This window comes from Actinoplanes siamensis (assembly GCF_016862395.1).
GTDB classification, from domain to species: Bacteria; Actinomycetota; Actinomycetes; order Mycobacteriales; family Micromonosporaceae; genus Actinoplanes; species Actinoplanes siamensis.
Genome location: NZ_BOMW01000058.1, coordinates 1 through 24,603 on the forward strand (window position 1 = coordinate 1; position 24,603 = coordinate 24,603).

Annotated in this window: 24 protein-coding genes; 8 read left to right on the forward strand and 16 right to left on the reverse strand. The window is 71.3% G+C overall.

The window, feature by feature from the left end; genetic code table 11:
• Nucleotides 1-258: 258 nt before the first annotated feature.
• Nucleotides 259-474, forward strand: coding sequence for a DUF3073 domain-containing protein (locus tag Asi03nite_RS27645; RefSeq protein ID WP_203683401.1), 216 nt, complete (start codon nucleotides 259-261; stop codon nucleotides 472-474).
• A gap of 124 nt (nucleotides 475-598) precedes the next feature.
• Here Asi03nite_RS27645 and amcA read toward each other — a convergent pair whose 3' ends face one another.
• From amcA to Asi03nite_RS27670, 5 genes are all read right to left on the reverse strand, one after another.
• Nucleotides 599-790 (reverse strand): multiple cyclophane-containing RiPP AmcA, encoded by a 192-nt coding sequence (gene amcA / locus Asi03nite_RS27650; RefSeq protein WP_203683469.1) that lies wholly within the window; start codon nucleotides 788-790, stop codon nucleotides 599-601.
• A 67-nt stretch (nucleotides 791-857) separates the two neighbouring features.
• Nucleotides 858-1,961 (reverse strand): cyclophane-forming radical SAM peptide maturase AmcB, encoded by a 1,104-nt coding sequence (gene amcB / locus Asi03nite_RS27655; protein ID WP_307834032.1) that lies wholly within the window; start codon nucleotides 1,959-1,961, stop codon nucleotides 858-860.
• Nucleotides 1,962-2,146: 185 nt separating this feature from the next.
• Nucleotides 2,147-3,295, reverse strand: coding sequence for a phosphoribosylformylglycinamidine cyclo-ligase (gene purM / locus Asi03nite_RS27660; protein WP_203683403.1), 1,149 nt, complete (start codon nucleotides 3,293-3,295; stop codon nucleotides 2,147-2,149).
• Between the two features lie 34 nt (nucleotides 3,296-3,329).
• Nucleotides 3,330-4,937, reverse strand: coding sequence for an amidophosphoribosyltransferase (gene purF / locus Asi03nite_RS27665; protein WP_203683404.1), 1,608 nt, complete (start codon nucleotides 4,935-4,937; stop codon nucleotides 3,330-3,332).
• Between the two features lie 130 nt (nucleotides 4,938-5,067).
• A complete protein-coding gene (locus tag Asi03nite_RS27670; protein WP_203683405.1) occupies nucleotides 5,068-5,430 on the reverse strand; it encodes a sterol carrier family protein in 363 nt (120 codons plus the stop codon).
• Nucleotides 5,431-5,790: 360 nt separating this feature from the next.
• Here Asi03nite_RS27670 and Asi03nite_RS27675 point away from each other — a divergent pair, with 360 nt between their 5' ends.
• Nucleotides 5,791-7,395, forward strand: a complete 1,605-nt coding sequence (locus Asi03nite_RS27675) for a carboxypeptidase regulatory-like domain-containing protein (protein ID WP_203683406.1) — start codon at nucleotides 5,791-5,793, stop codon at nucleotides 7,393-7,395.
• Nucleotides 7,396-7,498: 103 nt separating this feature from the next.
• Here Asi03nite_RS27675 and purL read toward each other — a convergent pair whose 3' ends face one another.
• The 3 genes from purL to purS are packed head-to-tail and all read right to left on the reverse strand — an operon-like array spanning nucleotide 7,499 to nucleotide 10,853.
• Nucleotides 7,499-9,898: a phosphoribosylformylglycinamidine synthase subunit PurL gene (gene purL, locus Asi03nite_RS27680; protein WP_203683407.1), complete on the reverse strand. Its 2,400-nt coding sequence runs from the start codon at nucleotides 9,896-9,898 to the stop codon at nucleotides 7,499-7,501.
• Nucleotides 9,895-10,605, reverse strand: a complete 711-nt coding sequence (purQ, locus tag Asi03nite_RS27685) for a phosphoribosylformylglycinamidine synthase subunit PurQ (protein ID WP_089298002.1) — start codon at nucleotides 10,603-10,605, stop codon at nucleotides 9,895-9,897. The genes purL and purQ overlap by 4 nt, the downstream gene beginning before the upstream one ends.
• Nucleotides 10,602-10,853 carry a phosphoribosylformylglycinamidine synthase subunit PurS gene (purS, locus tag Asi03nite_RS27690; RefSeq protein ID WP_203683408.1) on the reverse strand — a complete coding sequence of 84 codons (252 nt, stop codon included), beginning with the start codon at nucleotides 10,851-10,853 and terminating at the stop codon, nucleotides 10,602-10,604. Before purS ends, purQ begins: the two co-directional genes overlap by 4 nt.
• 243 nt (nucleotides 10,854-11,096) lie before the next feature.
• On the opposite strand from purS, the gene Asi03nite_RS27695 reads away from it, so the two are divergent.
• A complete protein-coding gene (locus Asi03nite_RS27695; RefSeq protein ID WP_203683409.1) occupies nucleotides 11,097-11,777 on the forward strand; it encodes a S1 family peptidase in 681 nt (226 codons plus the stop codon).
• 60 nt (nucleotides 11,778-11,837) lie between these two features.
• Here Asi03nite_RS27695 and purB read toward each other — a convergent pair whose 3' ends face one another.
• The 3 genes from purB to Asi03nite_RS27710 are packed head-to-tail and all read right to left on the reverse strand — an operon-like array spanning nucleotide 11,838 to nucleotide 14,997.
• On the reverse strand, nucleotides 11,838-13,259 hold the full coding sequence (gene purB, locus Asi03nite_RS27700) for an adenylosuccinate lyase (protein WP_203683410.1): 1,422 nt from the start codon (nucleotides 13,257-13,259) through the stop codon (nucleotides 11,838-11,840).
• Nucleotides 13,256-14,506, reverse strand: coding sequence for an MFS transporter (locus Asi03nite_RS27705; protein ID WP_203683411.1), 1,251 nt, complete (start codon nucleotides 14,504-14,506; stop codon nucleotides 13,256-13,258). The genes purB and Asi03nite_RS27705 overlap by 4 nt, the downstream gene beginning before the upstream one ends.
• Nucleotides 14,503-14,997 carry an ArsR/SmtB family transcription factor gene (locus Asi03nite_RS27710; RefSeq protein ID WP_203683412.1) on the reverse strand — a complete coding sequence of 165 codons (495 nt, stop codon included), beginning with the start codon at nucleotides 14,995-14,997 and terminating at the stop codon, nucleotides 14,503-14,505. Before Asi03nite_RS27710 ends, Asi03nite_RS27705 begins: the two co-directional genes overlap by 4 nt.
• Before the next feature lie 131 nt (nucleotides 14,998-15,128).
• Between Asi03nite_RS27710 and Asi03nite_RS27715 the strand changes: the two genes are divergently transcribed.
• Nucleotides 15,129-15,578 carry an SCP2 sterol-binding domain-containing protein gene (locus tag Asi03nite_RS27715; RefSeq protein ID WP_203683413.1) on the forward strand — a complete coding sequence of 150 codons (450 nt, stop codon included), beginning with the start codon at nucleotides 15,129-15,131 and terminating at the stop codon, nucleotides 15,576-15,578.
• A gap of 314 nt (nucleotides 15,579-15,892) precedes the next feature.
• On the opposite strand, the gene purD is transcribed toward Asi03nite_RS27715, so the two are convergent.
• Entirely contained in the window at nucleotides 15,893-17,134 is a 1,242-nt protein-coding gene (purD, locus tag Asi03nite_RS27720; RefSeq protein ID WP_203683414.1) for a phosphoribosylamine--glycine ligase, read from the reverse strand.
• Between the two features lie 97 nt (nucleotides 17,135-17,231).
• Between purD and Asi03nite_RS27725 the strand changes: the two genes are divergently transcribed.
• Complete coding sequence (locus Asi03nite_RS27725; RefSeq protein WP_203683415.1) at nucleotides 17,232-18,524, forward strand: adenylosuccinate synthase; 1,293 nt, start codon at nucleotides 17,232-17,234, stop codon at nucleotides 18,522-18,524.
• Nucleotides 18,521-19,471: a diacylglycerol kinase family protein gene (locus Asi03nite_RS27730; RefSeq protein ID WP_203683416.1), complete on the forward strand. Its 951-nt coding sequence runs from the start codon at nucleotides 18,521-18,523 to the stop codon at nucleotides 19,469-19,471. Before Asi03nite_RS27725 ends, Asi03nite_RS27730 begins: the two co-directional genes overlap by 4 nt.
• An 18-nt stretch (nucleotides 19,472-19,489) precedes the next feature.
• On the opposite strand, the gene Asi03nite_RS27735 is transcribed toward Asi03nite_RS27730, so the two are convergent.
• Both Asi03nite_RS27735 and Asi03nite_RS27740 read right to left on the reverse strand, forming a co-directional pair.
• Nucleotides 19,490-19,912 carry a DUF3151 domain-containing protein gene (locus Asi03nite_RS27735; protein ID WP_203683417.1) on the reverse strand — a complete coding sequence of 141 codons (423 nt, stop codon included), beginning with the start codon at nucleotides 19,910-19,912 and terminating at the stop codon, nucleotides 19,490-19,492.
• Nucleotides 19,913-20,133: 221 nt separating this feature from the next.
• Nucleotides 20,134-21,126 carry an ADP-ribosylglycohydrolase family protein gene (locus tag Asi03nite_RS27740; RefSeq protein WP_203683418.1) on the reverse strand — a complete coding sequence of 331 codons (993 nt, stop codon included), beginning with the start codon at nucleotides 21,124-21,126 and terminating at the stop codon, nucleotides 20,134-20,136.
• A 135-nt stretch (nucleotides 21,127-21,261) separates the two neighbouring features.
• On the opposite strand from Asi03nite_RS27740, the gene Asi03nite_RS27745 reads away from it, so the two are divergent.
• Both Asi03nite_RS27745 and Asi03nite_RS27750 read left to right on the forward strand, forming a co-directional pair.
• A complete protein-coding gene (locus tag Asi03nite_RS27745; protein ID WP_203683419.1) occupies nucleotides 21,262-22,449 on the forward strand; it encodes an LOG family protein in 1,188 nt (395 codons plus the stop codon).
• 44 nt (nucleotides 22,450-22,493) lie between these two features.
• Nucleotides 22,494-22,850 carry a hypothetical protein gene (locus Asi03nite_RS27750; RefSeq protein WP_203683420.1) on the forward strand — a complete coding sequence of 119 codons (357 nt, stop codon included), beginning with the start codon at nucleotides 22,494-22,496 and terminating at the stop codon, nucleotides 22,848-22,850.
• Between the two features lie 73 nt (nucleotides 22,851-22,923).
• Here the strand turns inward: Asi03nite_RS27750 and Asi03nite_RS27755 are convergent, their stop codons facing one another.
• Nucleotides 22,924-23,445, reverse strand: a complete 522-nt coding sequence (locus Asi03nite_RS27755) for a hypothetical protein (protein ID WP_239102972.1) — start codon at nucleotides 23,443-23,445, stop codon at nucleotides 22,924-22,926.
• Between the two features lie 130 nt (nucleotides 23,446-23,575).
• Entirely contained in the window at nucleotides 23,576-24,601 is a 1,026-nt protein-coding gene (gene fbaA, locus Asi03nite_RS27760) for a class II fructose-bisphosphate aldolase (protein WP_203683421.1), read from the reverse strand.
• Between the last annotated feature and the right edge of the window lie 2 nt (nucleotides 24,602-24,603).

The following is a 24,603-nucleotide window of genomic DNA, read 5'->3' on the forward strand; positions in this document are numbered from 1 at the left end:
CCGACCGCCTTGCCCGCCGCGTCCCCGCCGACCGGCCTGCTCCGGCCTGGTCGCACCCCCGGCCAGCTCCCGAAATAGGCGCTTTGGGGCACGCCGCGTCACGCCTTTCAAGAACAACCGCGACGCGCGGCAGTGTCACACGCAACCCGAGGTGCCGAAGACGGCATCGTCCATGTACCGTAAGACCCACGAGAGATGCCTGACGTCATCGGGGCCCGCCTTCGGGCTGCCCCGAATTCTGTGCGAGGGGGTCGAGCCATGGGGCGCGGCCGTGCTAAGGCCAAGCAGACGAAGGTGGCCCGGGAGTTGAAGTATCACTCCCCGAACACCGACCTCACCGCCTTGCAGCGCGAACTGGCCGGGACACGCCAGTCCGACCGTCATTTCGACGACGACAACGAAGAGTTCGTTGACGATGACGAGGATGACGCTGACGACGACCAGGATTCCTGGTCGCCTCCAAGGCGTATTTGACCCGTATTGCACAGAGCACGCGGCATGACCTGCGTGCTCTGTTGTGTCGTGGTCATGAACTCCTAGCGGTCACAGCTGGAGCCCACGCGGGCGATGTCCGCGTGGGCTTCGACCGAGCCTCGCTTCAGCGTGGCCGGTTGTTCCAGTTGTAGAACGTAGGAATGTTCTCGAAGTGGTTCCAGGCGCAGACCGCCGAGCCGCTGTCGGGCGAAGCCTCCTCGGCGCGCTGCCGTCGGGCCGTTTCCGCCTCCGCGATGAGCGCGGCCAGCCCGTGCCGGGTGTCGTGCACCCGGGACGTCACCGGATCCGCCTCCACGACCAGCGCGGCCAGCCCGTCCCGAGCGTCGTGCACCCGGGACGCCACCGGATCCGCCTCCACGTCGTCAGACAGCCGTGGGCTCGTGATCTCGGGCATGGTCCAGCACTCCCTCCAGTAGGCGAATCTTGCTGTTCCGGCAGTGGTTCGTCTCGGTGACGTCGAACCTGCCGTGCTCGAAGTAGCGGTTGGCCGCGTGGGCGCCGCCACAGAAGCCGAAGTACGGGCAGCTCTGCCGGCACGCCTCGACCCCGCGCAGGAATTCGCCGATCCAGGGCGTGTCCGCCGCGGTCGCCAGGATCCGCCGCAGCGGGGTGGTCAGGACGTTGCCGCTGGTGAAGTCGCCGTACCGGGGATCGTGGAAACCGGCCAGCTCGGGGGAGAGCAACACCACCGAGCCGTCGTACGCGATGGTCGGGATCGGATCCAGCCGACGGGGCAGCAACTCGTCGGCGGTGCCGTCGAGGACCGCCGCGGCGTACCGCAGCGTCCACTCCACCTCGCGCAGATGTATCCGGGGCGCCTTGCGCCACGCGCCGACCAGCTCGGCCCAGAAGGCGCTGACCGCTGCCGGGTCGTGCCGGTTGAGCCGGAGGTTGACCCCCTCCTGCTCTTCCACGTTGATGCCGAGCACCTCGCAGCCCAGATCCAGGAAGTACTCGTAGAGCTCGGTGGCCACACCGGGTCGCGGGTCAGGCACCACGCAGAGTGTGGAGAACGGGATGCCGTGCCGCCGCAGCGCGCCGATCCCCTTGGCGATCAGGTCGTAGGCCGGCTTGCCGGCCCGGTCCACCCGGTCGCCGTTGCGCACCGGCGGGCCGTCCACGCTCACGCTCACCCGGACGTCGTGCGCCCGGAAGAACTCGCACCAGGCGTCGTCGATCAGCGTGGCGTTGGTCTGCACGTGGTGCTCCACGCCTGCACCGAACGGCGCGAAGAGGGCGGCGAGGTGGGCCGCTCCGGCGGCCAGCGGCTCGCCGCCGTGCCAGACCACCGAGAAACGGCCGGCCCGGGCGTAACCGGCGACCTCGGCGGCCACCGCCTCGGCGACGGCCACCGGCATCCTCCGGTTCTCCCGGCGGAACGGCAGGTAACAGTATTTGCAGGCTAGGTTGCACAGAGTAGTCGGCTGCATGACGACGTAACCTGGTTCCGCCGAGATGCCCCGCATCCCGTTCCACGCGTCCGCCATCGCGCACCTCCGTCCGGCATCCGGCACCCGTGACACAGGGCCAGGCTAGGCCTCGCGGTCCACACTCCAATGCGAAAGATCCGCATGCGCCGGACATCGGCGCACGCGGATCATTTCACTTCCGCCCGTCGCGAACCAGGCTCGCGACAAGGGATCACCCAGCGTCAGCCCCGGGTGTACGAACCCATCATCTGCACCTCGCCGGCGCCCTCCACGACCTCGCCGACCTGCCACGCCTCCACGCCGCGGCCGGCCAGGTAGGCCATGGCCCGGTCCGCGTCGTCGGAGGAGACGATCGCGAACATGCCGACGCCCATGTTGAAGGTGGCCTCCATCTCCGTGTCCTCGATCCGGCCCTTGGCCTGGATCAGGTCGAAGATCGGCTGCGGGCGCCAGGTGGAGCGGTCCACCACGGCGTCCATGGTGCCCGGCAGCACCCGGTTCAGGTTGCCCGGGATGCCGCCGCCGGTGACGTGCGAGAACGCCCGGACGTCGGTCTCCTCGATCAGGCCCAGGCAGTCCTTGGCGTAGATCTTGGTGGGGGTGAGCAGTTCCTCGCCCAGGGTGCGCGAGGTGCCGAAGTCGTCGACCACCGTGTCCAGGCGCATCCGGCCGGCGCCCAGCAGCACGTGCCGGACCAGCGAGTAGCCGTTGGAGTGCAGGCCGGAGGAGCGCATCGCGATCACCGCGTCGCCCAGCTCGACCCGCTCCTTGCCGAGGATCTCACTCTCCTCGACCACGCCGACGCCGGTGGCGGAGACGTCGTACTCGTCCGGGCGCAGCACGCCGGGGTGCTCGGCGGTCTCGCCGCCGAGCAGGGCACAGCCGGCGTAGCGGCAGCCGTCCGCGATGCCCGCGCCGATCTCGGCGATCTTGTCCGGCACGACCTCGCCGCAGGCGATGTAGTCGAGCAGGAACAGCGGCTCGGCGCCGCAGGCGACCAGGTCGTCGACGACCATGGCGACCAGGTCGATGCCGATCGTGTCGTGGATGTCGAGCTGCTGGGCGATGACCAGCTTGGTGCCCACGCCGTCGGTGGACGAGGCCAGGATCGGGCTGGAGTACTTCGCGGTGTTCAGCCGGAACAGGCCGGAGAAGCCGCCCAGGTCACCCATCACCTCGGGCCGGGTGGTCTTCTTCACCTTGGACTTGAGCAGCTCGACCGCCCGATCGCCGGCGTCGATCGACACACCCGCCGCCGCGTACGTCGCGGAGCGCTTGCGCGGTCCACGAACGGCGCCCGCCGTCCACGGCTGTCGGTCGCCGCCCTCAGCGCCGTTCGATCCGGCACTGCGCTCGGACACGTGCGTCACGGTTCTCCCCTTAGCGGTTCTGCAGACAAAAAGATCACGGGTGGTGCAGCGCCGAGGCGCCGCCCGGACTGGCGACCAGCGGCGCCGGTGCCGCGTGGTCGTCCGGGTGCTCGCGGGCCTCGTAACCGGCCTCGAGCCCGGTGACGGCGGCCTCGGCCACCTCGTCCGAGGCGTTCGGCATGGCGACCCGCCGGCCGACACCCTCCAGCACGTGCTTGCCGATCAGATCGGCGGTCGGCAGCTCGATCGGGTACTGCCCGTCGAAGCAGGCCATGCAGAGCCGTGACTTCGGCTGCTCGGTGGCCTGGACCAGGCCGTCCAGCGAGACGTAGCCCAGGCTGTCGGCGCCGATCGAGCGGCGGATGCCGTCGATCTCCAGACCGTTCGCGATCAGCTCGGCGCGGGTGGCGAAGTCGATGCCGTAGAAGCACGGCCACTTCACCGGCGGCGACGAGATCCGCACATGGATCTCGAGGGCGCCGGCCTCGCGCAGCATCCGGATCTGGGCGCGCTGGGTGTTGCCCCGCACGATCGAGTCGTCGATCACCACGATCCGCTTGCCGCGGACCACCTCGCGCAGCGGGTTCAGCTTGAGCCTGATCCCGAGCTGGCGGATGGTCTGCGAGGGCTGGATGAAGGTACGCCCGACGTACGCGTTCTTCATGAAGCCGGCGCTGTACGGGATGCCGGAGGCCTCCGCGTAGCCGATCGCGGCCGGGATGCCGGACTCCGGCACGCCGATCACCAGATCCGCCTCGACCGGGTGTTCCTTGGCCAGCTTGCGGCCGACCTCGACCCGCGCGGCGTAGATGTTGCGGCCGGCGATCGTGGTGTCCGGGCGGGCCAGGTACACGTACTCGAAGAGGCAGCCCTTGGGCTCCGGGGCGGCGAACCGCGAGGAGCGCAGGCCGTGCTCGTCGATCGCGATGATCTCGCCGGGCTCCACCTCGCGGACGAAGCTGGCGCCGGTGATGTCCAGCGCGGCGGTCTCGCTGGCGACCACCCAGCCGCGCTCCATCCGGCCCAGCACCAGCGGGCGCACGCCCTGCGGGTCGCGCGCCGCGTAGAGCGTGTGCTCGTCCATGAAGACGAAGCTGAATGCCCCGCGCAGGGTGGGCAGCACCTCCAGCGCCGCGGCCTCGACCGACAGGTCCGGGCGGCCGGCCAGCAGCGTGGTGACAAGCATGGTGTCCGATGTCGCGTCGCCCACCTCGAGGCCGCGGCCGGCGACCTCCTTGGCCAGCTCGGCGGTGTTCACCAGGTTGCCGTTGTGGGCCAGGGCGATGGTCGTGCCGGCCGTGGTGGCCCGGATCGTCGGCTGCGCGTTCTCCCAGTTGGAGCCGCCGGTCGTGGAGTACCGCGCGTGGCCGATGGCCAGGTGGCCGCGCAGACTGGCCAGAGTGGGCTCGTCGAACACCTGGGAGACCAGGCCGACGTCCTTGTAGACCACGACACCGGAACCGTCGCTCACCGCGATGCCGGCGGCCTCCTGGCCCCGGTGCTGGAGTGCGTACAGCCCGAAGTACGTGAGTTTGGCGACCTCTTCCTCGGGGGCCCAGACACCGAAGACGCCACAGGCGTCCTGGGGGCCGCGTTCCTGGGGGTCGAGATCGTCGGTCAGTCGGCCGTCGCCTCGGGGCACCTGCTCGCTCCCTCATGTCGGATCTGCGCGAACTGCTCGAAGCGCCGACCAATCCGAACCGCTGGTCCGCCCGAACTCCGCTCGCTCCGATCGCCAAGTGTACGCGAGCCCAGTGGGACCCGGCCCGGGCTCATTCCGGGGTCAGCGGCAGGTAGTCGGTCAGATCGGTGCGGATTCCGCTGGCTCGGAGACGTCCGTCACGGACCGCTTCTGCCCATCCCACGCGCCCGGTGGCCACCAGCAGCCACGTCACCGGATCCGTTTCGACCACATTGGGCGGTGTGCCGCGGGTGTGGCGTGGACCGGGTACGCACTGAATCGCACCGAAAGGTGGAATCCGGACCTCAACCGATCGGCCAGGCGCTCGCCGGGACAACTCGGTCAACAGCGCTCGGACCGCGTCACGCAGGACCGTCCGGTCAAGTTCGGCACCCTGGTCCAGCGCGTCCAGCGCCGCGGACACCGGCTCGGATTTATTGTGCGCAGGCGACATGTCGGGACGATACGACGCGGTTCACCGACAACAGCACACGCCCCTGGGTCGCGCAAAAGGCGTGTGGCAAGGCATAGTGGCCGACGGCGTAAAAGTCGCGGGAGATCTCACGGGCGAGTGACCGGGGACCGCGCGACACGGAAGGCGGTGGACGTGACGACGCACCTACGAGGCCGGACAGCCCAGGCCGGTGCGTTCCTGGCGCTGGTCGTCGGCTTGGCGGCCGGTGTACCGACGGCTGCCCTGGCGGCCCCTCCAACCGTGACGGTCAACGCGTCATCGAACGACGCCAACTCCGGAAGTACTGTAACCGTGCGCTACACGGTCAGTAACCCGGGGGCCTCCACCGGAGGCGGCACCGTGGGCGGCAGCACGCCGGCGCCGAACGTGAACGTCTCGGTCTCGGTGAGTGGCGGCGCCACGTGTGCCGGCGACTGCGGGAACAACTCGGTCCCGGCGGGCGGCAAGGAGGGCACCTTCAGCGCCACCCTGACCCTGCCGAATGTCGCCGCGGGTCAGTCCAGGTCGGTCACCTTCACGGTGACCGCGGCCGGCGAGGAGACCACCACCCGGAGCACGACCATCAAGGTCAACGGCCCGGAGGCCCCGCAGAACGTCCGGCAGGTCTCCGGCCGGGTCAAGGACGGCTCGGGCAAGAGCCTGCCCGGCGCCACCGTGGGCATGTCGGACAGCAAGGGTCACCAGTACAGCACCACCACGAACGGCGACGGCGGCTTCTCCTTCACGTCCTCGGACGCGAACCCGATCGCCACCGGATCGATCACCGTCGGCGCGACGCTGGACGGCTACAAGGGCGCCAAGGCCACGGTCAACGGCAGCGCGGGCAAGAGCGTGACGGCGACGATCACGCTGAGGGCCTCGGCGGCCACCGCGTCGCCGTCGCCCAGCACGTCGGTGAGCGCCCCGGCCAGCGCCGAGGCGACCGACGAGGCCACCGACGAGGCCACCGACGAGGAGACCACCCCGGCGAACACGCAGGCCGCGGACACGTCGAACGCGTCGGACGACAGCGGCGGCAGCTCCTGGCTGCTGATCGTGATGGGCGGCCTGCTGGTCGCGGCCGGCGTCGGCGCGATGGTGCTGGTCTGGATGCGCCGCAAGAACGCGGCGAACAGCGATCCGTCGGAGACCGGCACCAGCATCGGCGGCCCGAACGGCAGCCCGGCCGGCCCCGGCCGGTTCGGCGGCGCGGACGCCACCCGGGTGGCCGCGCCGGTGGGCGCCGGCAGCCGTGGCAACGACGCGACGATGGTCGCCGGCGCCGGGATGGGCGGCGGTCTGGGCGACGCGCCTACGATGATCCACCGCCCGCCGGTCGAGGACGAGTTCCCCGATCCGTACGGCGCTCCCGTCCCGCCGCAGGGCGGCTTCCTCGGCGCGAACAACGGCCAGTGGGACGACCAGGGTGGCAACTACGGCGGCCCGCAGCAGGGCGGCGCCGCGGGCAACTACGGCGGCGCGACAGGCGTCTACAACGCCCAGGACGACGGTTACGGCCAGCCCCAGCAGGGCCAGCAGCGCTACGACGAGCGCACCGGCATGTACCAGCCGGACAACGGCGGGTACGACGACCAGGGCGGCTACGGCGGCTACGACCAGGGTTACGGCCAGCAGCAAGGCGGCTACGACCAGGGTTACGGCCAGCAGCAAGGTGGCTACGACCAGGGCGGATACGGCCAGCAGCAAGGTGGCTACGACCAGGGTTACGGCCAGCAGCAAGGTGGCTACGACCAAGGTGGATACGGCCAGCAGCAAGGCGGCTACGACCAGGGTTACGGCCAGCAGGGCTACGGCAACCAGGGCTACGACCAGGGCGGCTACGACCAGCAGCAGCACCAGCCGAACAACGGTTACGGGCGTCAGCAGGGCGGTTACGATCAGCGCGGCGGGGCGTACGGCGGCCAGCCGGACCCGACTCGCCGTAACCGCGAGTGGGACGAGTGACCTGATCCGAAAAAGGCCCCGCGCGATCCGCGCGGGGCCTTTTTTCAGATGGCACAAAAAAAGCCGGCCGGGGAGGATCTCCGCGGCCGGCTTCGCGATCGGATCAGGGCTGCGGCTTCGGCTCGATCAGCTCCAGCGTCACCGAGCGGACCTCGCCGCTCTCGTCCTGCGCCGGCGTGCCGAACAGCTTAGGCAGGGTGCCCGAGTACGACGCGCGCAGTTCGTCCAGCGGAATGGTGAACTGCCCGGTGACCTCCAGCGCCGCCGTCTCGGACGTGACGCCGATCTGGGTGTACGGAACACCGAACTCGGTCACCAGCGCCGTGAACGCCGCCTCGTGGGCGCGCGGCACGGCCACCAGGACCCGCCCCGCCGACTCGCTGAACAGCTGGACGAAGACGTCCTCCGGGAGAGTCACCTGGGCGCCGACCCCGTACCGCAGGGAGCTCTCCACCAGTACCTGCGCCAGACCGCCGTCGGAGAGGTCGTGCGCGGCGCTGACCACACCGGCCTGCGACGCCCGGGCCATCACCTTGCCGAGCGCCTGCTCGGCCGCGAGGTCGACCTTGGGCGGACGGCCGCCGAGGTGGCCGTGCGTCACCCAGGCCCACTCCGAGCCGGACAGCTCCGCCCGGGTCTCGCCGAGCAGGAAGAGCAGCTCGCCGCTGTTCTTGAAGCCCATCGGGATCCGCCGGGTCACGTCGTCGAAGAGACCCATCACGCCGACCACCGGGGTCGGGTGGATCGCCGCGGCGCCGGTCTGGTTGTAGAAGCTGACGTTGCCGCCGGTCACCGGGGTGCCCAACTGCTGACAGCCGTCCGCCAGACCGCGCACGGCCTGGGCGAACTGCCACATCACGGCCGGGTCCTCGGGCGAGCCGAAGTTCAGGCAGTCGGTCACCGCGATCGGCTCGGCGCCGGTCACTGCGACGTTGCGGTACGCCTCGGCCAGGGCCAGCTTGGCGCCCTCGTACGGATCGAGCCGCGCGAAGCGCCCGTTGCCGTCCACCGACAGCGCCACGCCGAGGTTCGTCTGCTCGTCGAGCCGCAGCACACCGGAGTCCTCCGGCTGGGCCAGCACGGTGTTGCCGAGCACGTAGCGGTCGTACTGCTCGGTCACCCAGGTCTTGTCGCACAGGTTCGGCGACGCCGCCATCCGCAGCACTGTCTCGCGCAGCTCGTCGCCGGTGGCCGGGCGCGGCAGCGTCTCGGCCCGGTCGGCCTGCAGCAGGATCAGGTCGGACGGCTCGCGCAGCGGCCGCTCGTAGACCGGGCCGTCGTCGGCCAGCGAGCCGGGCGGCACGTCCACCACGACGTGGTCGTTCCAGGTGATCACGAGGCGGCCCGGGGAGCCGTCCTCGCCCCGCGGGGTGACCTCGCCGATCGCGGTGGCCCAGACGCCCCACTTCTCGGCGACCTTGAGCACCGCGTCCAGGTTCTCCGGCGTGACGATCAGGAGCATCCGCTCCTGCGACTCGCTGGCCAGGATCTCGGTCGGCGACATCGACGCCTCGCGCAGCGGGACCCGCTCCAACCAGACCCGCATGCCGGTGCCGGCCGCCGCGGCGGTCTCGGTGAGCGCGCAGGTCAGGCCGGCGCCGCCGAGGTCCTGGATGCCGGTGACCAGGCCGGCGTCGTACAGCTCCAGGCAGCTCTCGATCAGCAGCTTCTCCATGAACGGGTCGCCCACCTGCACCGACGGGCGGCGCTGCTCGGCCTCCTCGTCGAAGGTGGCCGACGCCAGCACGGAGACGCCGCCGATGCCGTCGCGGCCGGTCCGCGCGCCGAGCAGCACGACGATGTTGCCGCTGCCGGTGGCTTCCTTCTTCTGCAGCCGCTCGACCGGCAGGACACCTATCGACAGCGCGTTGACCAGCGGATTGCCCTGGTAACACGGGTCGAAGACGATCTCGCCACCGATGTTCGGCAGGCCGAGGCAGTTGCCGTAGCCGCCGATGCCGGCCACCACGCCGGGCAGCACGCGAGCGGTGTCCGGGTGGTCGGCCGCGCCGAAGCGCAGCGGGTCCATCACCGCGATCGGGCGGGCGCCCATCGCCAGGATGTCGCGCACGATGCCGCCGACGCCGGTGGCCGCGCCCTGGTAGGGCTCCACGTAGCTGGGGTGGTTGTGCGACTCGACCTTGAAGGTCACCGCCAGGTCGTCGGAGACCTGCACGACGCCCGCGTTCTCCCCGATGCCGGCCAGCATCCGGGTGTTCTTCGGAACCTTGGCGACGAACTCGCGCAGGTGCACTTTGCTCGACTTGTACGAGCAGTGCTCACTCCACATGATCGAGTACATCGCGAGCTCGGACGCCGTGGGGCGCCGGCCCAGGATGTCCCGGATCTTCGCGTACTCGTCGTCCTTGAGGCCCAGGTCGGCGAAGGGCTGGAGCTCGTCCGGGGACTGCTCGGCCTTCTGGACGGTGTCCGGACCGTCCGCGAACTCGTTGGCCAGTACGTCGGTCGCAGCGAAACCGCTCTTGTCCTGCTGCGTCGTCACTGCTGTCCCCCTGCGAGCTGACCGCCCGCGGCCGCCCCCGCCAGGGCCCGCAGGACGGAGGTGAAGAAGCCGAGGCCGTCGAGCGACGGGCCGGTCAGCGCCTCCACGGCGTGTTCCGGGTGCGGCATGATGCCGACGACGTTGCCGGCCTCGTTGGTGATCCCGGCGATGTCGCGCTGCGAGCCGTTCGGGTTGCCGCGGACGTAGCGCGCGATCACCCGGCCCTCGGCCTCCAGCTTGTCCAGCGTGGCCGGATCGGCGACGAAACAGCCCTCACCGTTCTTCACCGGGATGAGGATCTCCTGACCGGGGGTGAAGCCGTTGGTCCAGGCGGTGTTCGTCGCCTCGACCTTGAGCCACTGGTCCCGGTTACGGAAGTGCAGATGCTGGTTCCGGGTCAGCGCGCCGGGCAGCAGGTGTGCCTCGCAGAGAACCTGGAAACCGTTGCAGATGCCCAGCACGGGCAGGCCGCCGCGGGCCGCGTCGATGATCGACTCCATGACCGGAGCGAATCGCGCGATGGCGCCGCAGCGCAGATAGTCGCCGTACGAGAAGCCGCCGGGCAGGACCACGGCGTCGACCCCGTGCAGGTCCGGGTCCCCGTGCCAGAGACGGACCGCCTCGGCGCCGGCGATCCGGGCGGCGCGGGCGGCGTCCCCGTCGTCCAGTGATCCGGGGAAGGTCACCACACCGATCCGCATGGTCAGGCGACCTCCGCCGCGCTCTCGACCCGGACCGCGTAGTCCTCGATCACCGGGTTGGCGAGCAGCTTGTCGGCGATCTCGCGAGCCCGATCCAGATCGGGTTCGCCATCGAATTCGATCTCGATCCGACGGCCGATGCGGACAGAGGAGACATCGGTGACGCCGAGCCTGGGCAGCGCATTCGCCACCGCCTGACCCTGCGGGTCCAGGATCTCCGGCTTGAGCATGACGTCGACCACGACGCGAGCCACGGGCACTCCTGACTGATAGGTGTAAGCACGTTGGAGCCTACCTGGTCAAGCCCGCCGCGACCTCGGGGGCCGGTGTCGGCAGACTGACGCAAACGTCACTGAGCTGCGATCTCCGGGTCATCACACGGTGATAGGGGCCGATTGGATGGTGGGCCACACGCCGGGTGTCCGGTAGTTTTCATCCATCGAATTCGATGCAATTCTCGCGCGCGCCATCCCCCACCACCTCGAAAGGAATCCGACGTGCGCATTCGACTCGTGGCCGCTCTCGCCGGCGTCGCCGCCGCCGTCCTCGCCGCGCCCGCCGCGGCTCAGGCCTCGGACGGCGTCACGCCGTACATCATCGGCGGCAGCACGGTCTCCTCGGCGCCCTGGGCCGCCGCGGTGTTCAGCAACGGCAGCTTCACCTGCTCGGGCACCATCATCTCGGCGAACTACGTGTTGACCGCGCGGCACTGCATCAGCGGCACCATGTCGGTCCGGGTCGGCAGCGTGAACCGCACGTCCGGCGGCGTCACCCGGACGGTGAGCAGCACCAGCACCCGCAGCGACCTGGCGCTGATGCGGCTGAGCAGCCCGGTGACCACCAGTTACATGCCGCTGTCGAGCTCCTACCCGCCGGTCGGCTCCACCAACTCGATCTACGGGTGGGGCATGACCTGTTACTCCGGCTGCGACGCCTCCGCCACCCTGAAGACCGCGACCGTCTCGGTCACCTCCACCAACGCGACCGACGCCTACGGCGGCCGGGCCATCGCCAGCACCGGGGTGAACGGCAACGCCTGGCGCGGCGACTCCGGCGGGCCGCAGGTCTACAACGGCGCCCAGGTCGGCGTGGCGTCGACAGCTGACGGCACCAGCCGTCAGTACTACGGCAGCGTGGCGTACAACCGGGCCTGGATCACGTCCGTCGCCGGCGTCTGACCCGGCCGTTCACGGTGGCCCGTGCCGAACCGGCACGGGCCACCGGTCGTACCGGGCGGGTCAGAGAATCGGCGCGGGAGCGTAGGCCGCCGCCGACGGGTGCCGCTCGACGATCCCGGCGACCCGCTCCGCCACCGCGCGGACCTGGGCCGGCGCGGCGCCCACGAACGCGGCCCGGTCGGCGACCAGAGTGTCGATCTCGGCGCGGGTCAGCCCGAGCCGGCCGTCCTCGGCGAGCCGGTCGAACAGGTCGTTGACCGCCACGCCCTTCTCCCGCATGGCCAGCGCCACGGCGACCGCGTGCTCCTTGATCACCTCGTGCGCGACCTCCCGGCCGACGCCCTTGCGCACCGCCGCCACCAGCAGCTTCGTGGTGGTCAGGAACGGCAGGAAGCGGTCCAGCTCGCGGGCGATCACGGCGGGGTACGCCCCGAACTCGTCGAGCACCGTGAGGAACGTCTGGAACAGCCCGTCGGTGGCGAAGAACGCGTCGGGCAGGGCCACCCGGCGCACCACCGAGCAGGAGACGTCACCCTCGTTCCACTGGTCGCCGGCCAGCTCGCCGACCATCGAGAGGTACCCCCGGACGATCACGGCCAGGCCGTTGACCCGCTCCGACGAGCGGGTGTTCATCTTGTGCGGCATCGCCGACGAGCCCACCTGGCCCGGCTTGAAGCCTTCGGTCACCAGCTCCTGGCCGACCATCAGGCGGATCGTGGTGGCCAGCGAGGACGGACCGGCGACGATCTGGGCGAGCGCGGAGACCACGTCGAAGTCGATCGAGCGCGGGTAGACCTGGCCGACGCTGTTCAGCACTCGGGCGAAGCCGAGGTGCTCGGCGACCTTGGCCTCCAGCTCGGCCAGCTTCTCGAACGAGCCGTCGAGCAGGTCGAGCTGGTCGGCCGCGGTGCCGACCGGGCCCTTGATGCCGCGCAGCGGGTACCTGCCGATCAGGTCGTCCAGCCGCTCGTACGCGATCAGCAGCTCCTCGGTCGCCGAGGCGAACCGCTTGCCCAGCGTGGTGGCCTGCGCCGCGACGTTGTGCGAGCGGCCGGTCATCACCAGGTCGGAGTGCTCCACGGCGAGCGCGGTGAGCCGGGCCAGGGCCGCCACCACGCGGTCCCGGATCAGCTCCAGCGACGCCCGGACCTGCAGCTGCTCGACGTTCTCGGTGAGGTCGCGGGAGGTCATTCCCTTGTGGATCTGCTGGAAGCCGGCGAGCTCGGAGAACTCCTCGATGCGCGCCTTCACGTCGTGCCGGGTGATCCGCTCGCGGGCCGCGATCGACGCCAGGTCCACCTGGTCGAGAACGGACTCGTACGCCTCGACGGCGCCGTCGGGAACCGAGACACCGAGGTCACGCTGGGCCTTCAGGACCGCCAGCCAGAGCCGGCGCTCCATCCGGATCTTCTCCTCCGGCGACCAGAGAGTGACGAGTTCGGCGGAGGCGTAGCGGCTGGCAAGCACGTTCGGGATGGTCACGGCACCGATTCTTCCATGGTCCCCGGTTCCGTCCTTCGCAGCCGGTGACGCAGGGTGCGGACCTCCGAGCTGCTCAGCATCGCCAGGACGGCGGCCACCACGACACCGGCCGCGGCGAGCAGGGTGGGCTGCAGGCCGAAGCGGTCGGCGACCGGCCCGGCCGCGATCTCCCCGGCCGGGATCGCGACGAAGGAGCCCACCATGTCGTACGAATACACCCGGGCCAGCCGGTCCGCCGGGATGTGCTCCTGCATCGACGTCTCCCAGGCGACGGTGAACTGCTCCAGCGCGACCCCGGCCAGGAACGCGGCGACGGCCAGCGGGATCAGGCGCGGGGTCAGGCCGAGGACGAGCAGCGGGCCGGCCAGCACGAGGAGGGTGATCGCGCCGTACCGGAGCATGCGCCGCGGCCGCAGCCGCATCGCGACCAGGCCGCCGACGATCATGCCGGCGGTCTGCGCGGCCAGCACCAGGCCCCAGGCCCGCCTGCCGATCGTGGTGTCGGCGAGCGCGGGGGCGAGCACGTGCATGCCGCCGGCCCAGGCCAGGTTCGCCACGCAGGCGCAGGCGACCACGACCCAGAGCCAGGTGTGCGCGCGGAATTCGGTCCACCCGGCGCGCAGCTCCCGCAGCACGCCGGCCCGGGCCGGACCCGGCGGGACCGCCGGGCCGGGCAGGCGGATCAGCGCGAAGCAGACCGCCGAGACCACGAACGTGCCGGCGTCGGCGGCGAGGCCATAGCCGGGGCCGACCGAGGCGACCAGCACCCCGCCGAGCGGCGCGCCGAGGATCATCGCGCCGCTCAGCGCCAGCCGGTTGAGCGCGATGGCCGGCTGCCGCTCGTCCTCGGCCACGGTGCGCGGCAGCAGCGCCGCGCTGGCCGGCATGGCGACCGCGGCCACCGCGCCGTTCACCGCGGCCAGGCCGACCAGCAGCGGGACGGTGGCGGTATGGGTGAGCACCAGGGCGGCGATCACCGCCTGGGTGAGCGCGGCGGCCAGGTTCGCCCCGACCATCAGCAGGTGTTTCGGCAGGCGATCGGCGAGGACCCCGCCGAAGAGCAGGAACAGCACGTTGAGCAGGGTCCGGACGCCGACCACCAGGCCCAGGTCACCGGCCCGGCCGGTCAGGTCGAGGACCGCGAAGGCGAGCGCGATGGGGGCCAGCGCGTTGCCGAACGCGTCCACCGCGCGGCCGGCGAGCAGCCGCCGGAACGCCGGGCGGCGCAGGGCGCCCCGGGCGCTCACCGCGGATCGTCCATCTCGAACAGGGCCACCGTGACGCTGGTGCGGATCGTGCCCGCGGCGCCGGGTGGCCGGGACGCGGCGTGCAGGTCGTGCAGCGCCGCGGCGATCCGGTCGCGGACGTCCCGCCAGACCGCCGGCTCGATCCAGACCTCGGCGACGCCGAGCACGCCGGCGCCCCCGGGCCGGCCCTCCGCGCGCCGGGTCAGCTCGCCGGCGGCGGCGGGACAGGCCTGCTCCGGGGTGAACTTCCCGGGCTCGTAGCGATACCGCTTGGCGAGTCCACCGCGGATCTTCTCCTCGCCGGCGGCCACGATGAGCCCGCTGGCGAACAGGTTGCGCAGGTGGTAACTGGCGTTGGCATGCGTGATGCCGAGCTCCCGGGCCACCTCTGCGGCGGTCAACGAAACGCCGGTGAGCAGCGACAACATCCGCAGCCGGACCGGATGCGCGAGCGCCCGGAGCGAGGCCCGCCCATCCTCCCCCACAGACATGCCGGGGAGTCTATGGCTGTCCGGGCCAACCGTCCAACAGTTGTTGGAGAGTGGCAGACTGCACGAAAAGGCGGCATCCTCGCTAAGGTTACCGGCGAGTAGGTTCGACGCTCATTCCGAAAGGTCCATTGATGACTGAATTCAGCCCCGAGTCGCTCTCCGCGATCGGCCCGAAGGAGTTCGCTCAGCTCGTCAAGTCCACTCCGGACTCCAAGATCAGCGAGATCATGGCGTCGGACGCGCGCGACAAGATCCTCGACGAGGTCTTCAACCGCATGCCCACGTTGTTCCGCGCCGAGAAGGCCGGCGACACCCAGGCCGTCATCCACTGGATCATCACCGGGCCGAACGGCGTCTCGAACACCTACGAGACCGTGATCGAGAACGGCGCCTGCACCGTCACGAAGGAGCCGGTCCGCGAGCCGAAGCTGGCCATGACCATGGACGCGGTCACGTTCCTCAAGGTGGTCGCGGGCGACGGCAACCCGATGATGCTGTTCATGACCGGAAAGATCAAGGCGAAGGGCGACCTGGCGCTGGCCGCGAGCATCGCCAAGCTCTTCGACATCCCCAAGGCCTGATCAGGGCCGGGTTCGTCGTGGGCGGGGTGTGCGGCCCGGTCGCGGTCTCCGCGGCCCGGCCACACACCCTTTCCCTGGTACGCCGGAAGAGCCGCCCTCCCGGGTCAGATCATCCCGCGCCCACCCCGCCGCGGAACCCCGCTCTTCCGAGGCGCCCCGCGGACCAGCCGGGCCGGGAGCGGCTGGCTTTCCGGGTGTCTCGCGGCCTTCGAGGCACCGGGAAAGCCAGCCGGGAGCGGGGGCCGGCCGGAGGCAGGGCGGTGTGGCGCGGCCCGAGTGGCGGGGGCTGCGCTCCGGCCGTACCCCAGCGGGTCTCAGATTTTGATCCGGTGGTCGACCGCGCGCAGCGCGATGTCGGTGCGGAACTGCGCGCCGGGCAGCGACACGCCCGCCACCAGCGCATAGGCCGCCTCGCGAGCCGCGGCGAGATCCGCGCCGGTGGCCGTCACGCTGAGCACCCGGCCGCCGGCGGAGACCAGCTCGCCGGCGTCGTTGCGCGCGGTGCCGGCGTGAATCACCCCGGGCACCTCGGCGCCCGTGATGACGTCTCCGGTGCGCGGCGTGCCGGGGTAGTTGTGGCCGGCCACGACCACCGTGACCGCCGAGCCGTCGTGCCAGCGCAGCGGCGGGTGCCCGGCGAGCGTGCCGGTGGCCGCCGCCTTCAGCAGACCGGCCAGCGGCGTCGCCAGCAGCGCCAGCACCACCTGGGTCTCCGGGTCTCCGAAGCGGGCGTTGAACTCGATGACCTTGGGACCGTCCGGGGTGAGCGCGAGCCCGACGTAGAGCAGCCCGGCGAACGGGGTGCCGCGCCGGCGCATCTCGGCCAGGGTGGGCTCGACGGTCTCCCGCAGCACCCGCTCGGTCAGGTCGGCGGGGGCCCAGTCCAGCGGGGCGTAGGCGCCCATGCCGCCGGTGTTCGGACCCTCGTCGCCGTCCTTGAGGCGCTTGAAGTCCTGCGCCGGCATCAGCGGGGCGACAGCGGTGCCGTCGGTGACCACGAACAGCGAGACCTCGGGGCCGGGGAGGAACTCCTCGATGACCACCTTGCCGCACTCCTCGGCGTGCCGGATCGCCGCTTCCAGCGAGTCCGTGACGACGACGCCCTTGCCGGCCGCGAGGCCGTCGTTCTTCACCACGTAGGGGGCGCCGAACTCGGCCAGCGCGGCCCGTGCCTCGTCGGCGGTGGTGCACGCGAACGACCGCGCGGTCGGCACGCCCGCGGCGGCCATCACCTCGTTGGCGAACGCCTTGGAGCCCTCCAGCCGCGCGGCCGCGGCGGACGGGCCGAAGCAGGCGATGCCCTCGGCCCGCACCGCGTCGGCGACGCCGGCCACCAGCGGCGCCTCCGGGCCGATCACGACCAGGTCGGCGCTCAGCTCGACGGCGAGCGCGGCGACCCCGGCCGGATCGGTGGCCGTCACCGGATGCAGCTCCGCCACCTGCGCTATCCCGGGGTTGCCCGGAGCGGCGGCGAGGAAGTCGACGGACGGGTCGGCGGCGAGGCCGACGGCGAGCGCGTGCTCGCGCCCACCGGAGCCGATCAGAAGTACGCGCACGACGGCTGATCCTACGTCGCGTAAACTTCGGCAGTACCCGGGCTCCTCCAGGTACGACCGTGGGGCAGGGCTGATCTAGAAGCGAGGCAACACTCCAGTGCCGGTGATCGTGTTGGTCGGCGCCCAGTGGGGCGACGAGGGCAAGGGCAAAGCCACGGACCTGCTGGGTGACCGGCTCGACTACGTGGTCAAGTTCAACGGTGGCAACAACGCGGGCCACACCGTCGTCATCGACGGCGAGAAGTACGCGCTCCACCTGCTCCCGAGCGGGATCCTCTCCCCGAACGTGATACCGGTGATCGGCAACGGCGTCGTCGTCGACCTGAACGTGCTGTTCCAGGAGATCGACGGCCTCCAGGCCCGCGGCATCGACACGTCCCGGCTGCGGATCAGCGCGAACGCGCACGTCATCGCGTCGTACAACAGGTCGCTCGACAAGGTCAGCGAGCGTTTCCTGGGCGCCCGCCGGATCGGCACCACCGGCCGCGGCATCGGGCCGACCTATGCGGACAAGATGAACCGCGTCGGCATCCGTGTGCAGGACCTCTTCGACGAGTCGATCCTGCGGCAGAAGGTGACCGCCGCCCTGGCCTTCAAGAACCAGGTGCTGTCGAAGATCTACAACCGCAGCGCGGTCAAGGTCGAGGAGGTCGTCCAGGAGCTGCTGTCCTACGTCGACCGCCTCCGGCCCTACGTCGCGGACACCGCCCTGGAGCTGGCCCAGGCCATCGACCAGGAGAAGGTAGTGCTCTGCGAGGCCGGCCAGGCCACCCTGCTGGACGTCGATCACGGCACCTACCCGTTCGTGACCAGTTCGAACGCGACGTCCGGCGGCGCCTGCACCGGCTCCGGCATCCCGCCCACCCGGATCGACCGGGTCGTCGCTGTGCTCAAGGCGTTCACCAGCCGGGTCGGCGAGGGCCCGTTCCCCACCGAGCTGCACGACAAGTGGGGCGACTACCTGCGCGAGGTCGGCCACGAGTACGGGACGACCACCGGCCGCCCGCGCCGCATCGGCTGGCTGGACCTGGTGATCGGCCGGTACGCGCAGCGCATCAACGGCGTCACCGACTTCGCGCTCACCAAGCTGGACAACTACGACGGGCTCGACGAGATCCCGGTCTGCGTGGCCTACGAGGTGAACGGCGTCCGCCACGACGAGATGCCGATCAACCAGACCGATTTCCACCACGCCAAGCCGATCTACGAGACTCTGCCCGGCTGGAAGCAGGACATTTCCGGCTGCCGCAAGTTCGACGACCTGCCGCCCGAGGCGCAGGACTTCGTCGAGTTCGTCGAGGCCCGGATCGGCGCGCGGATCTCGATCGTCGGCGTCGGCCCCGGCCGTGAGGCGGTCATCGAGCGGCACTCGGTGCTGAGCGCGGGATGACCCCCGTGGACGTGGTCATTCTCGGTCTTGCCGAGGGGTCTGGCGACTCGTGCGGCTCCGGCTGCGGTGGGTGCGGCGCGGCCTGCGCCACTCCGCGGACCCCGGTGCTGGCCTGCGCGGACGTGCTCCGCGAGGCCGGCGCGCGGGTGGAGACCGTGCAGGCCGGCTCGGATGCCGAGATCGACGCGGTGCTGGCCCGGTTCGACGGCCCGGCCCGCCCGGACGGCCTGACCTGGCCCTCGTCCTCGGCCGACCGGCGCCTGGTGGTGGCCTCCGCCACCGACGCGCAGCTGCGTGCCGTGCTGCGCCGGATGGTCCGCCGCTGGGCTCCGGCGCCCAGCAGGCGCCCCGGCGACCTGGCCGCCGACCGGACCGTGCCGGACCTGCCGCCGCTGGCCATCCTGCCGCTCGACCCGGACAACCGCGCCGATCTCGCGGCGCAGCTGGGCCTGCCGCGCACCCCGGCCGAGGTGGCGAAGGCGGTGCTCGCCGGCTCGCCGCGACGACTGGACCTGCTGCGCAACGACGGCGGCTCGGTGACCCTGGACGGCGCGCTGCTCGGCGGCGCTGACGACCGGGGCGCGGCGGTGCCGTGGCGGGGCCGGGTCGAGGTGGACGACAGCGTGCTGACCGCGGGCGAGGAGCCGATCCTGGCCTGCGTGATCGGCAACGGCGGTGGTTACGCCGAGTTCGACGGCCTGCGGTTGCTGGCCGAGGGAAATCCGGAGGACGGCCGGGTCGAGGTCGCTGTCGCCGTCCCGGTGGTGGTCAAGCAGCGGTTCAGGGGCACGCGGGTACGGGTCGAGGTGCGCCGGGCCCGGGGGCGCGCGGTGTCCGTCCTGCCGCGTGAGGGCGAGCTGCAGTTCCTCGACGACGGAGTGGCCGGATCGACCAGCCGCAAGCGGTCCTGGTGGACCGAGGCCGGGGCCTGGGCGGTCTACGCCTGACCCCGGCCGGTCCGTGGCTCAGGAGAGGGCGTCGGCTGCGGCCGGGTCGCTGTCCCGCAGGAACTGGGCACAGCGGGCGGCCTCGTCGGCCTCCCCGATCGTCGCGGCGGCCTGCGACAGCGCGTGCAGGCAGCGGAGGAAGCCCTGGTTCGGCTCGTGCGACCAGGGCACCGGGCCGTGGCCCTTCCAGCCGTTGCGGCGCAGCGCGTCGAGGCCGCGGTGGTAGCCCGTACGGGCATAGGCGTAAGCGGTCACCGGCTCGCCGGCGGCCAGGGCGTTCGTGGCCAGCGGGGCCCACACCGCGCTGTACGCCGGATACTTGGCCGCGACCGTCTTGAACGCCTCGTCGGTGCCGGCGATCGCGGCGGCGGCGAGGGCCTGGTCGGCTTCGGCGTCGGCCGGCAGCCGGGTGGCGGGCGGCTCGGGTAGGAGGTTCTGCATGACCTCATTCAACCTGTTGCCCCGACCGTTTTGTTTCAGCCCTCCTCATTCGTACGGCGGCCTCTTCCGCTCACAGCCCAAGCCCAGCCTCCGGCGCGGCCGGCTCCACGCCGCTCAACCATCCGGCGCGGCCGGCTCCACGTGCCTCAATCCGCGGCACGGGCGGCTCCACGCCGCTCGATGCCCGGCACGGCCGGCTCCTTCCACCGGCTCCGCCGGGCTCAGTCCCAGGCGGTGCCCAGCCTCAGGAGGCGGTCCGCGTACTCGATCTGGGTCTGCCATCCCGCCGGCCAGGCCGCCAGGCCGAGCGCGGCGCCGGCGAACGCCCCGGCCAGGCAGGCGATCGAGTCCGAGTCGCCGGACGAGGCGGCGGCCCGGCCCAGCGCCGCGACCGGCTCCCCGGGTGAGATCAGGTAGCAGTAGAGCGCGGTGGCCAGCGCCTCCTCGGCGATCCAGCCGGCGCCGGTGACCAGGCACGGGTCACCGGCGAAACGACCCGCGGCGAGCCCGGCGGCGACCTTGTCCAGCGCGCCCGCGCACTCGTCCCAGCCCCGCGCGATGAACGCCTCCGGCGAGTCGGTCATCGGCTGGCGCCGCCACAGCTCGCCGAGCCAGTCCCCCCGATAGATCTTGCGCTGCTCGTCGCAGCGGTTCCGGAGGGCGGCGAGGAGGTCCGCCGGCGCCAGGCCGTCGCGGAGCCAATGGACGGCGTACGCGGTCAGCTCGCTCGCCGCCAGACCTGTCGGATGCCCGTGGGTCAGGGCGGCCTGGAACTGTGCCACGCCGGCCCGCTGGTCGTCGCTCAGCCCGGGGACCAGACCGACCGGGGTGACCCGCATGTTCGCGCCGCAGCCCTTGGAACCGGCCTGGGTCGCGTGGATCCACGGACCGCCCCCGGCCAGCGCGCCGATCGCCCGCAGGCAGGTCAACCCCGGCGCGCGGTCGTTCTCCGGACTGTACGCCCAGGCCAGGAACCGCCGCCGGAGCACCGGTTCGAGCCGCTCGGCGGTCGGGTCGCGGACCTCGAGCAGCGCCTCGCCGACCGCCAGCGCCATCTGGGTGTCGTCGGTCACCAGGGCCGGCTCGCCGGTCAGCTCCCTCGGGCCGCCCGGCCCGTAGCGGGACACGATCGCCGGGTAGTCCATGAACTCGGTGGGTTTGCCCAGCGCGTCGCCATAGGCCAACCCGAACATCGATCCCGACGCAGCACGCATGGTGCAACTCTAGGGGGTGGCCCGGGGTGTCGCGTGAGTGCGAGGGGGCACGCGCAACCGTGGGTCCGGCGGTCCCCGGACCACGACGGGCGGGCCGCCTGCCGGCCGATCGCATCGCCGGAGCACCATGTACGGATGCCGGATCCCCTGCAACCGGTCCTCGGCGGCGACGTGCCGTTCGACGCGACCGCGTTCGAGATCGAGTCTCGCGAGGAGCTCGACACCCACCTCCTCAGGAACACCCTGGCCGGCCTGATCGTTCTCGGTCTCCGGCTGGACCGCCACCCGCCCGACCTGTCCTCTGTCGACGTGCGCGACACCCTGTTCGTCGGGTGCCGGTTCGTCTCCCCCGAGGTGGAGATCGACCTGATCCGGCGGGGCGCACACGTGGTCCCGCCGTTCCGCACGCTGCCGTACCCGACTCATCCCGCCCTGCTCTACACCCCGGAGGACCTGGCCGCCGGGTTCGGCGAGGGTGGCTTCGAGGCGATGTACGACACGGTCGTCTACCGGCACTTCGTGGAGCGCGGCGGGGCGGTGCCGGACGTCCGCGAGGCGATCGCGCAGCGGCTGCACGACGCCGGGATCGACAACGCGCTGGGCAAGGCGCTGGCCGCCTGGGCGGCGGCGCACGGCGCCGCGGGCGCGGTAGGGATCATGGGCGGGCACGCCGAGCCGCGCGGCTCCGAGGCGTACCGGATGGCCGCGACGCTGGCCCGGCGGCTGGCCACGAGCGGCCGGCTGATCGTGACCGGCGGCGGGCCGGGCGTGATGGAGGCGGCCAACCTCGGGGCCTACTTCGCCGCCCGGACCGAGCCGGAGCTGGCCGCGGCGATCGACATGCTGGCGCCGGCCCCGCACTTCCTGGACCACGAGCCCTACACGGCCGCGGCGCTGGGCGTGCGCGCCACCTATCCGTTGCCGGCGGTGGACCTCGCCGACCGGCTGCGCTTCGGCGGCCTGGCGCTGCCCACCTGGTTGTACGGCCACGAGCCGGCCAACCTGTTCGCCGGGCAGATCGGGAAGTACTTCTCGAACGCCGTCCGGGAGGACTCCATCCTGCGCCTGTCCCGGGGCGGGATCGTCTTCGCGCCCGGGTGGGCCGGCACGGTGCAGGAGGTCTTCCAGGCCGCCACGAAGACGTTCTACCGGACCGACGGGCCGTCCGGGTCGTTCGTCTTCCTCGGCGTCCAGCACTGGGCCGGACTCCCGGTGGTGGAGCTGCTGGGCACGCTGCTGGCCCGCTCGCCGCACGGCGACCAGTCCGGATTGATCGTGGTCACCGACTCCCTCGACGAGGCGATGGCCGCTCTCTGTCGATAATCGCCTGGTCACCGGCTATTGGCAGCGGGGCGCACACTGCCGACATGGCATTCGTGTTGCTGGTCTTCGCAGCGTTCCTGCTGATCATTGTTCTTGCGGTACTGACCGGGCGACGTCGCGGCCCGGGTCCTCGCCGGCGGTACGGCGAGGACCCCGCCGGGACGGCCTACTACCGTACGGGCGCCGCCTACCCCACGGCGGACACCGGCGCCTCGGACTCCTCCCCGGACTCGTCGGGCGGCCACGACCGCGGCCACAGCGGCCATGGGCATCACGGCCACCACTCCGGGCATTCCGACTCGGGGCACTACCATTCCGGACACCACGACAGTGGCGGCTCGTGGGGCGGCGACAGTGGCGGCTCGTCCTTCGGCGGCGACAGCGGTGGCGGCGGCTACTGACGTGCCCCGGCGGCGCCGTGCCCGGCCTTCCTCCGGCACGGGCCCGGTTCTCTCGGGCACGAGCCCGGCTCCCTCAGGCGATGTGGATGCGTCGCCAGTGCGCCACCGGAAGGTCCGCTTCCGGTACGTCGGTGAGCCCGTTCTCGTCCATCGCGTTGTAGACCGCGAGCCGGGCGCCGTCGAACAGGAACTCGATCGCGTGCAGCATCCGCGGCCGCCAGTCGGCCCGGGTGGTCCGCTCGATGATGTTGACCGCGCGCAGCGGCCGCCCGCGGGCGTTCCGCAACGCGGCGTGCGGGTCGGGGCGCCAGTCGAAGTGCTCGTACATGTCGATCGGCACGGACATGTCGATCTGCTCCCAGGTGACCGCGCACTCGTCGAACTTGCGATGACTGATCTCCACACGGGTCAGTCCGAAGTCGAGGATCACCGGGCCGTCGGCGAACCACCCGCGCTCGGCCACGTCCCAGAGCAGCCAGCTCGATCGCAGTCTGCGCCCGACGAGTCGTACGAACATGTGCCGGTGGGTGGCGGCGAGGGCCTCGGCATCGTGATGCCACTCGGGTTTCCAGCCCTCGATAGCGAGCACGATCACCGTCCCTTGATCAAGACCGCACGATCGTACCCAGGTGGCTGTGCGGCCACGCAAGACGACAACGGCCGGTCCCCGCCATCGGGGGCCGGCCGCGGCCGATCGGCTTACTTCGGCAGAGTGGTTCCCCGGCTCACTTGGCGAGCGTGGTGCCGGTCGAGCGCAGGTGCTCGCAGGCCTCGACGACGCGCTTGGCCAGACCGTTCTCGGCCAGCTTGCCCCACGCGCGCGGGTCGTACGCCTTCTTGTTGCCGACCTCGCCGTCGATCTTCAGCACGCCGTCGTAGTTCTTCATGACGTGGTCGACGACCGGGCGGGTGAACGCGTACTGCGTGTCGGTGTCGATGTTCATCTTCACCACGCCGTAGTCCAGGGCGCCGTGGATCTCCGAGAGCAGCGAACCCGAACCACCGTGGAAGACCAGGTCGAGCGGCTTCTCCTTGCCGTACTTCGCCCCGATCGCGTCCTGGATCTCCTTGAGGATCTCCGGGCGCAGCTTGACGTTGCCGGGCTTGTAGACGCCGTGCACGTTGCCGAAGGTCAGGGCGGTCAGGTAGCGGCCCTTCTCGCCCAGGCCCAGCTTGGCGACGGTGGCCAGGCCGTCCTCGACGGTCGAGTACAGCTTGTCGTCGATCGCGGCGGAGACGCCGTCCTCCTCGCCGCCGACGACGCCGACCTCGATCTCCAGGATGATCTTGGCGGCCGCGGCTTCGGCCAGCAGCTCCTCGGCGATCTGCAGGTTCTCGTCCAGCGGCACGGCCGAGCCGTCCCACATGTGCGACTGGAACAGCGGGGCGAGGCCCTTGGCGACGCGCTCCTTGGAGATCGCGAGCAGCGGCCGGACGTACTTGTCCAGCTTGTCCTTCGGGCAGTGGTCGGTGTGCAGCGCGATGTTGACCGGGTAGTTCTTGGCGACCTCGGTGGCGTACTCGGCCAGCGCGACCGCGCCCGTGATCATGTTCTTGACCGTCGGGCCGGAGGCGTACTCGGCGCCGCCGGTGGAGATCTGGACGATGCCGTCGCTGCCGGCCTCCGCGAAGCCCTGCAGGGCCGCGTTGAGGGTCTGCGAGGACGTCACGTTGATCGCCGGGTAGGCGAACGCGCCGGCCTTGGCGCGATCGATCATTTCGGCGTAGACCTCGGGGGAAGCGATAGGCATCG

Bases quoted from the DNA above. Each gene is read 5' to 3' on its own strand.
- Asi03nite_RS27710 (WP_203683412.1), bottom strand. From the start codon at position 14,997: ATGTCTGTGGGGGAGGATGGGCGGGCCTCGCTCCGGGCGCTCGCGCAT.
- Asi03nite_RS27730 (WP_203683416.1), top strand. From the start codon at position 18,521: ATGACCCCCGTGGACGTGGTCATTCTCGGTCTTGCCGAGGGGTCTGGC.
- Asi03nite_RS27715 (WP_203683413.1), top strand. From the start codon at position 15,129: ATGACTGAATTCAGCCCCGAGTCGCTCTCCGCGATCGGCCCGAAGGAG.
- Asi03nite_RS27735 (WP_203683417.1), bottom strand. From the start codon at position 19,912: ATGCAGAACCTCCTACCCGAGCCGCCCGCCACCCGGCTGCCGGCCGAC.
- Asi03nite_RS27740 (WP_203683418.1), bottom strand. From the start codon at position 21,126: ATGCGTGCTGCGTCGGGATCGATGTTCGGGTTGGCCTATGGCGACGCG.
- fbaA (WP_203683421.1), bottom strand. From the start codon at position 24,601: ATGCCTATCGCTTCCCCCGAGGTCTACGCCGAAATGATCGATCGCGCC.
- Asi03nite_RS27745 (WP_203683419.1), top strand. From the start codon at position 21,262: ATGCCGGATCCCCTGCAACCGGTCCTCGGCGGCGACGTGCCGTTCGAC.
- Asi03nite_RS27645 (WP_203683401.1), top strand. From the start codon at position 259: ATGGGGCGCGGCCGTGCTAAGGCCAAGCAGACGAAGGTGGCCCGGGAG.
- amcB (WP_307834032.1), bottom strand. From the start codon at position 1,961: ATGCGGGGCATCTCGGCGGAACCAGGTTACGTCGTCATGCAGCCGACT.
- Asi03nite_RS27670 (WP_203683405.1), bottom strand. From the start codon at position 5,430: ATGTCGCCTGCGCACAATAAATCCGAGCCGGTGTCCGCGGCGCTGGAC.
- Asi03nite_RS27750 (WP_203683420.1), top strand. From the start codon at position 22,494: ATGGCATTCGTGTTGCTGGTCTTCGCAGCGTTCCTGCTGATCATTGTT.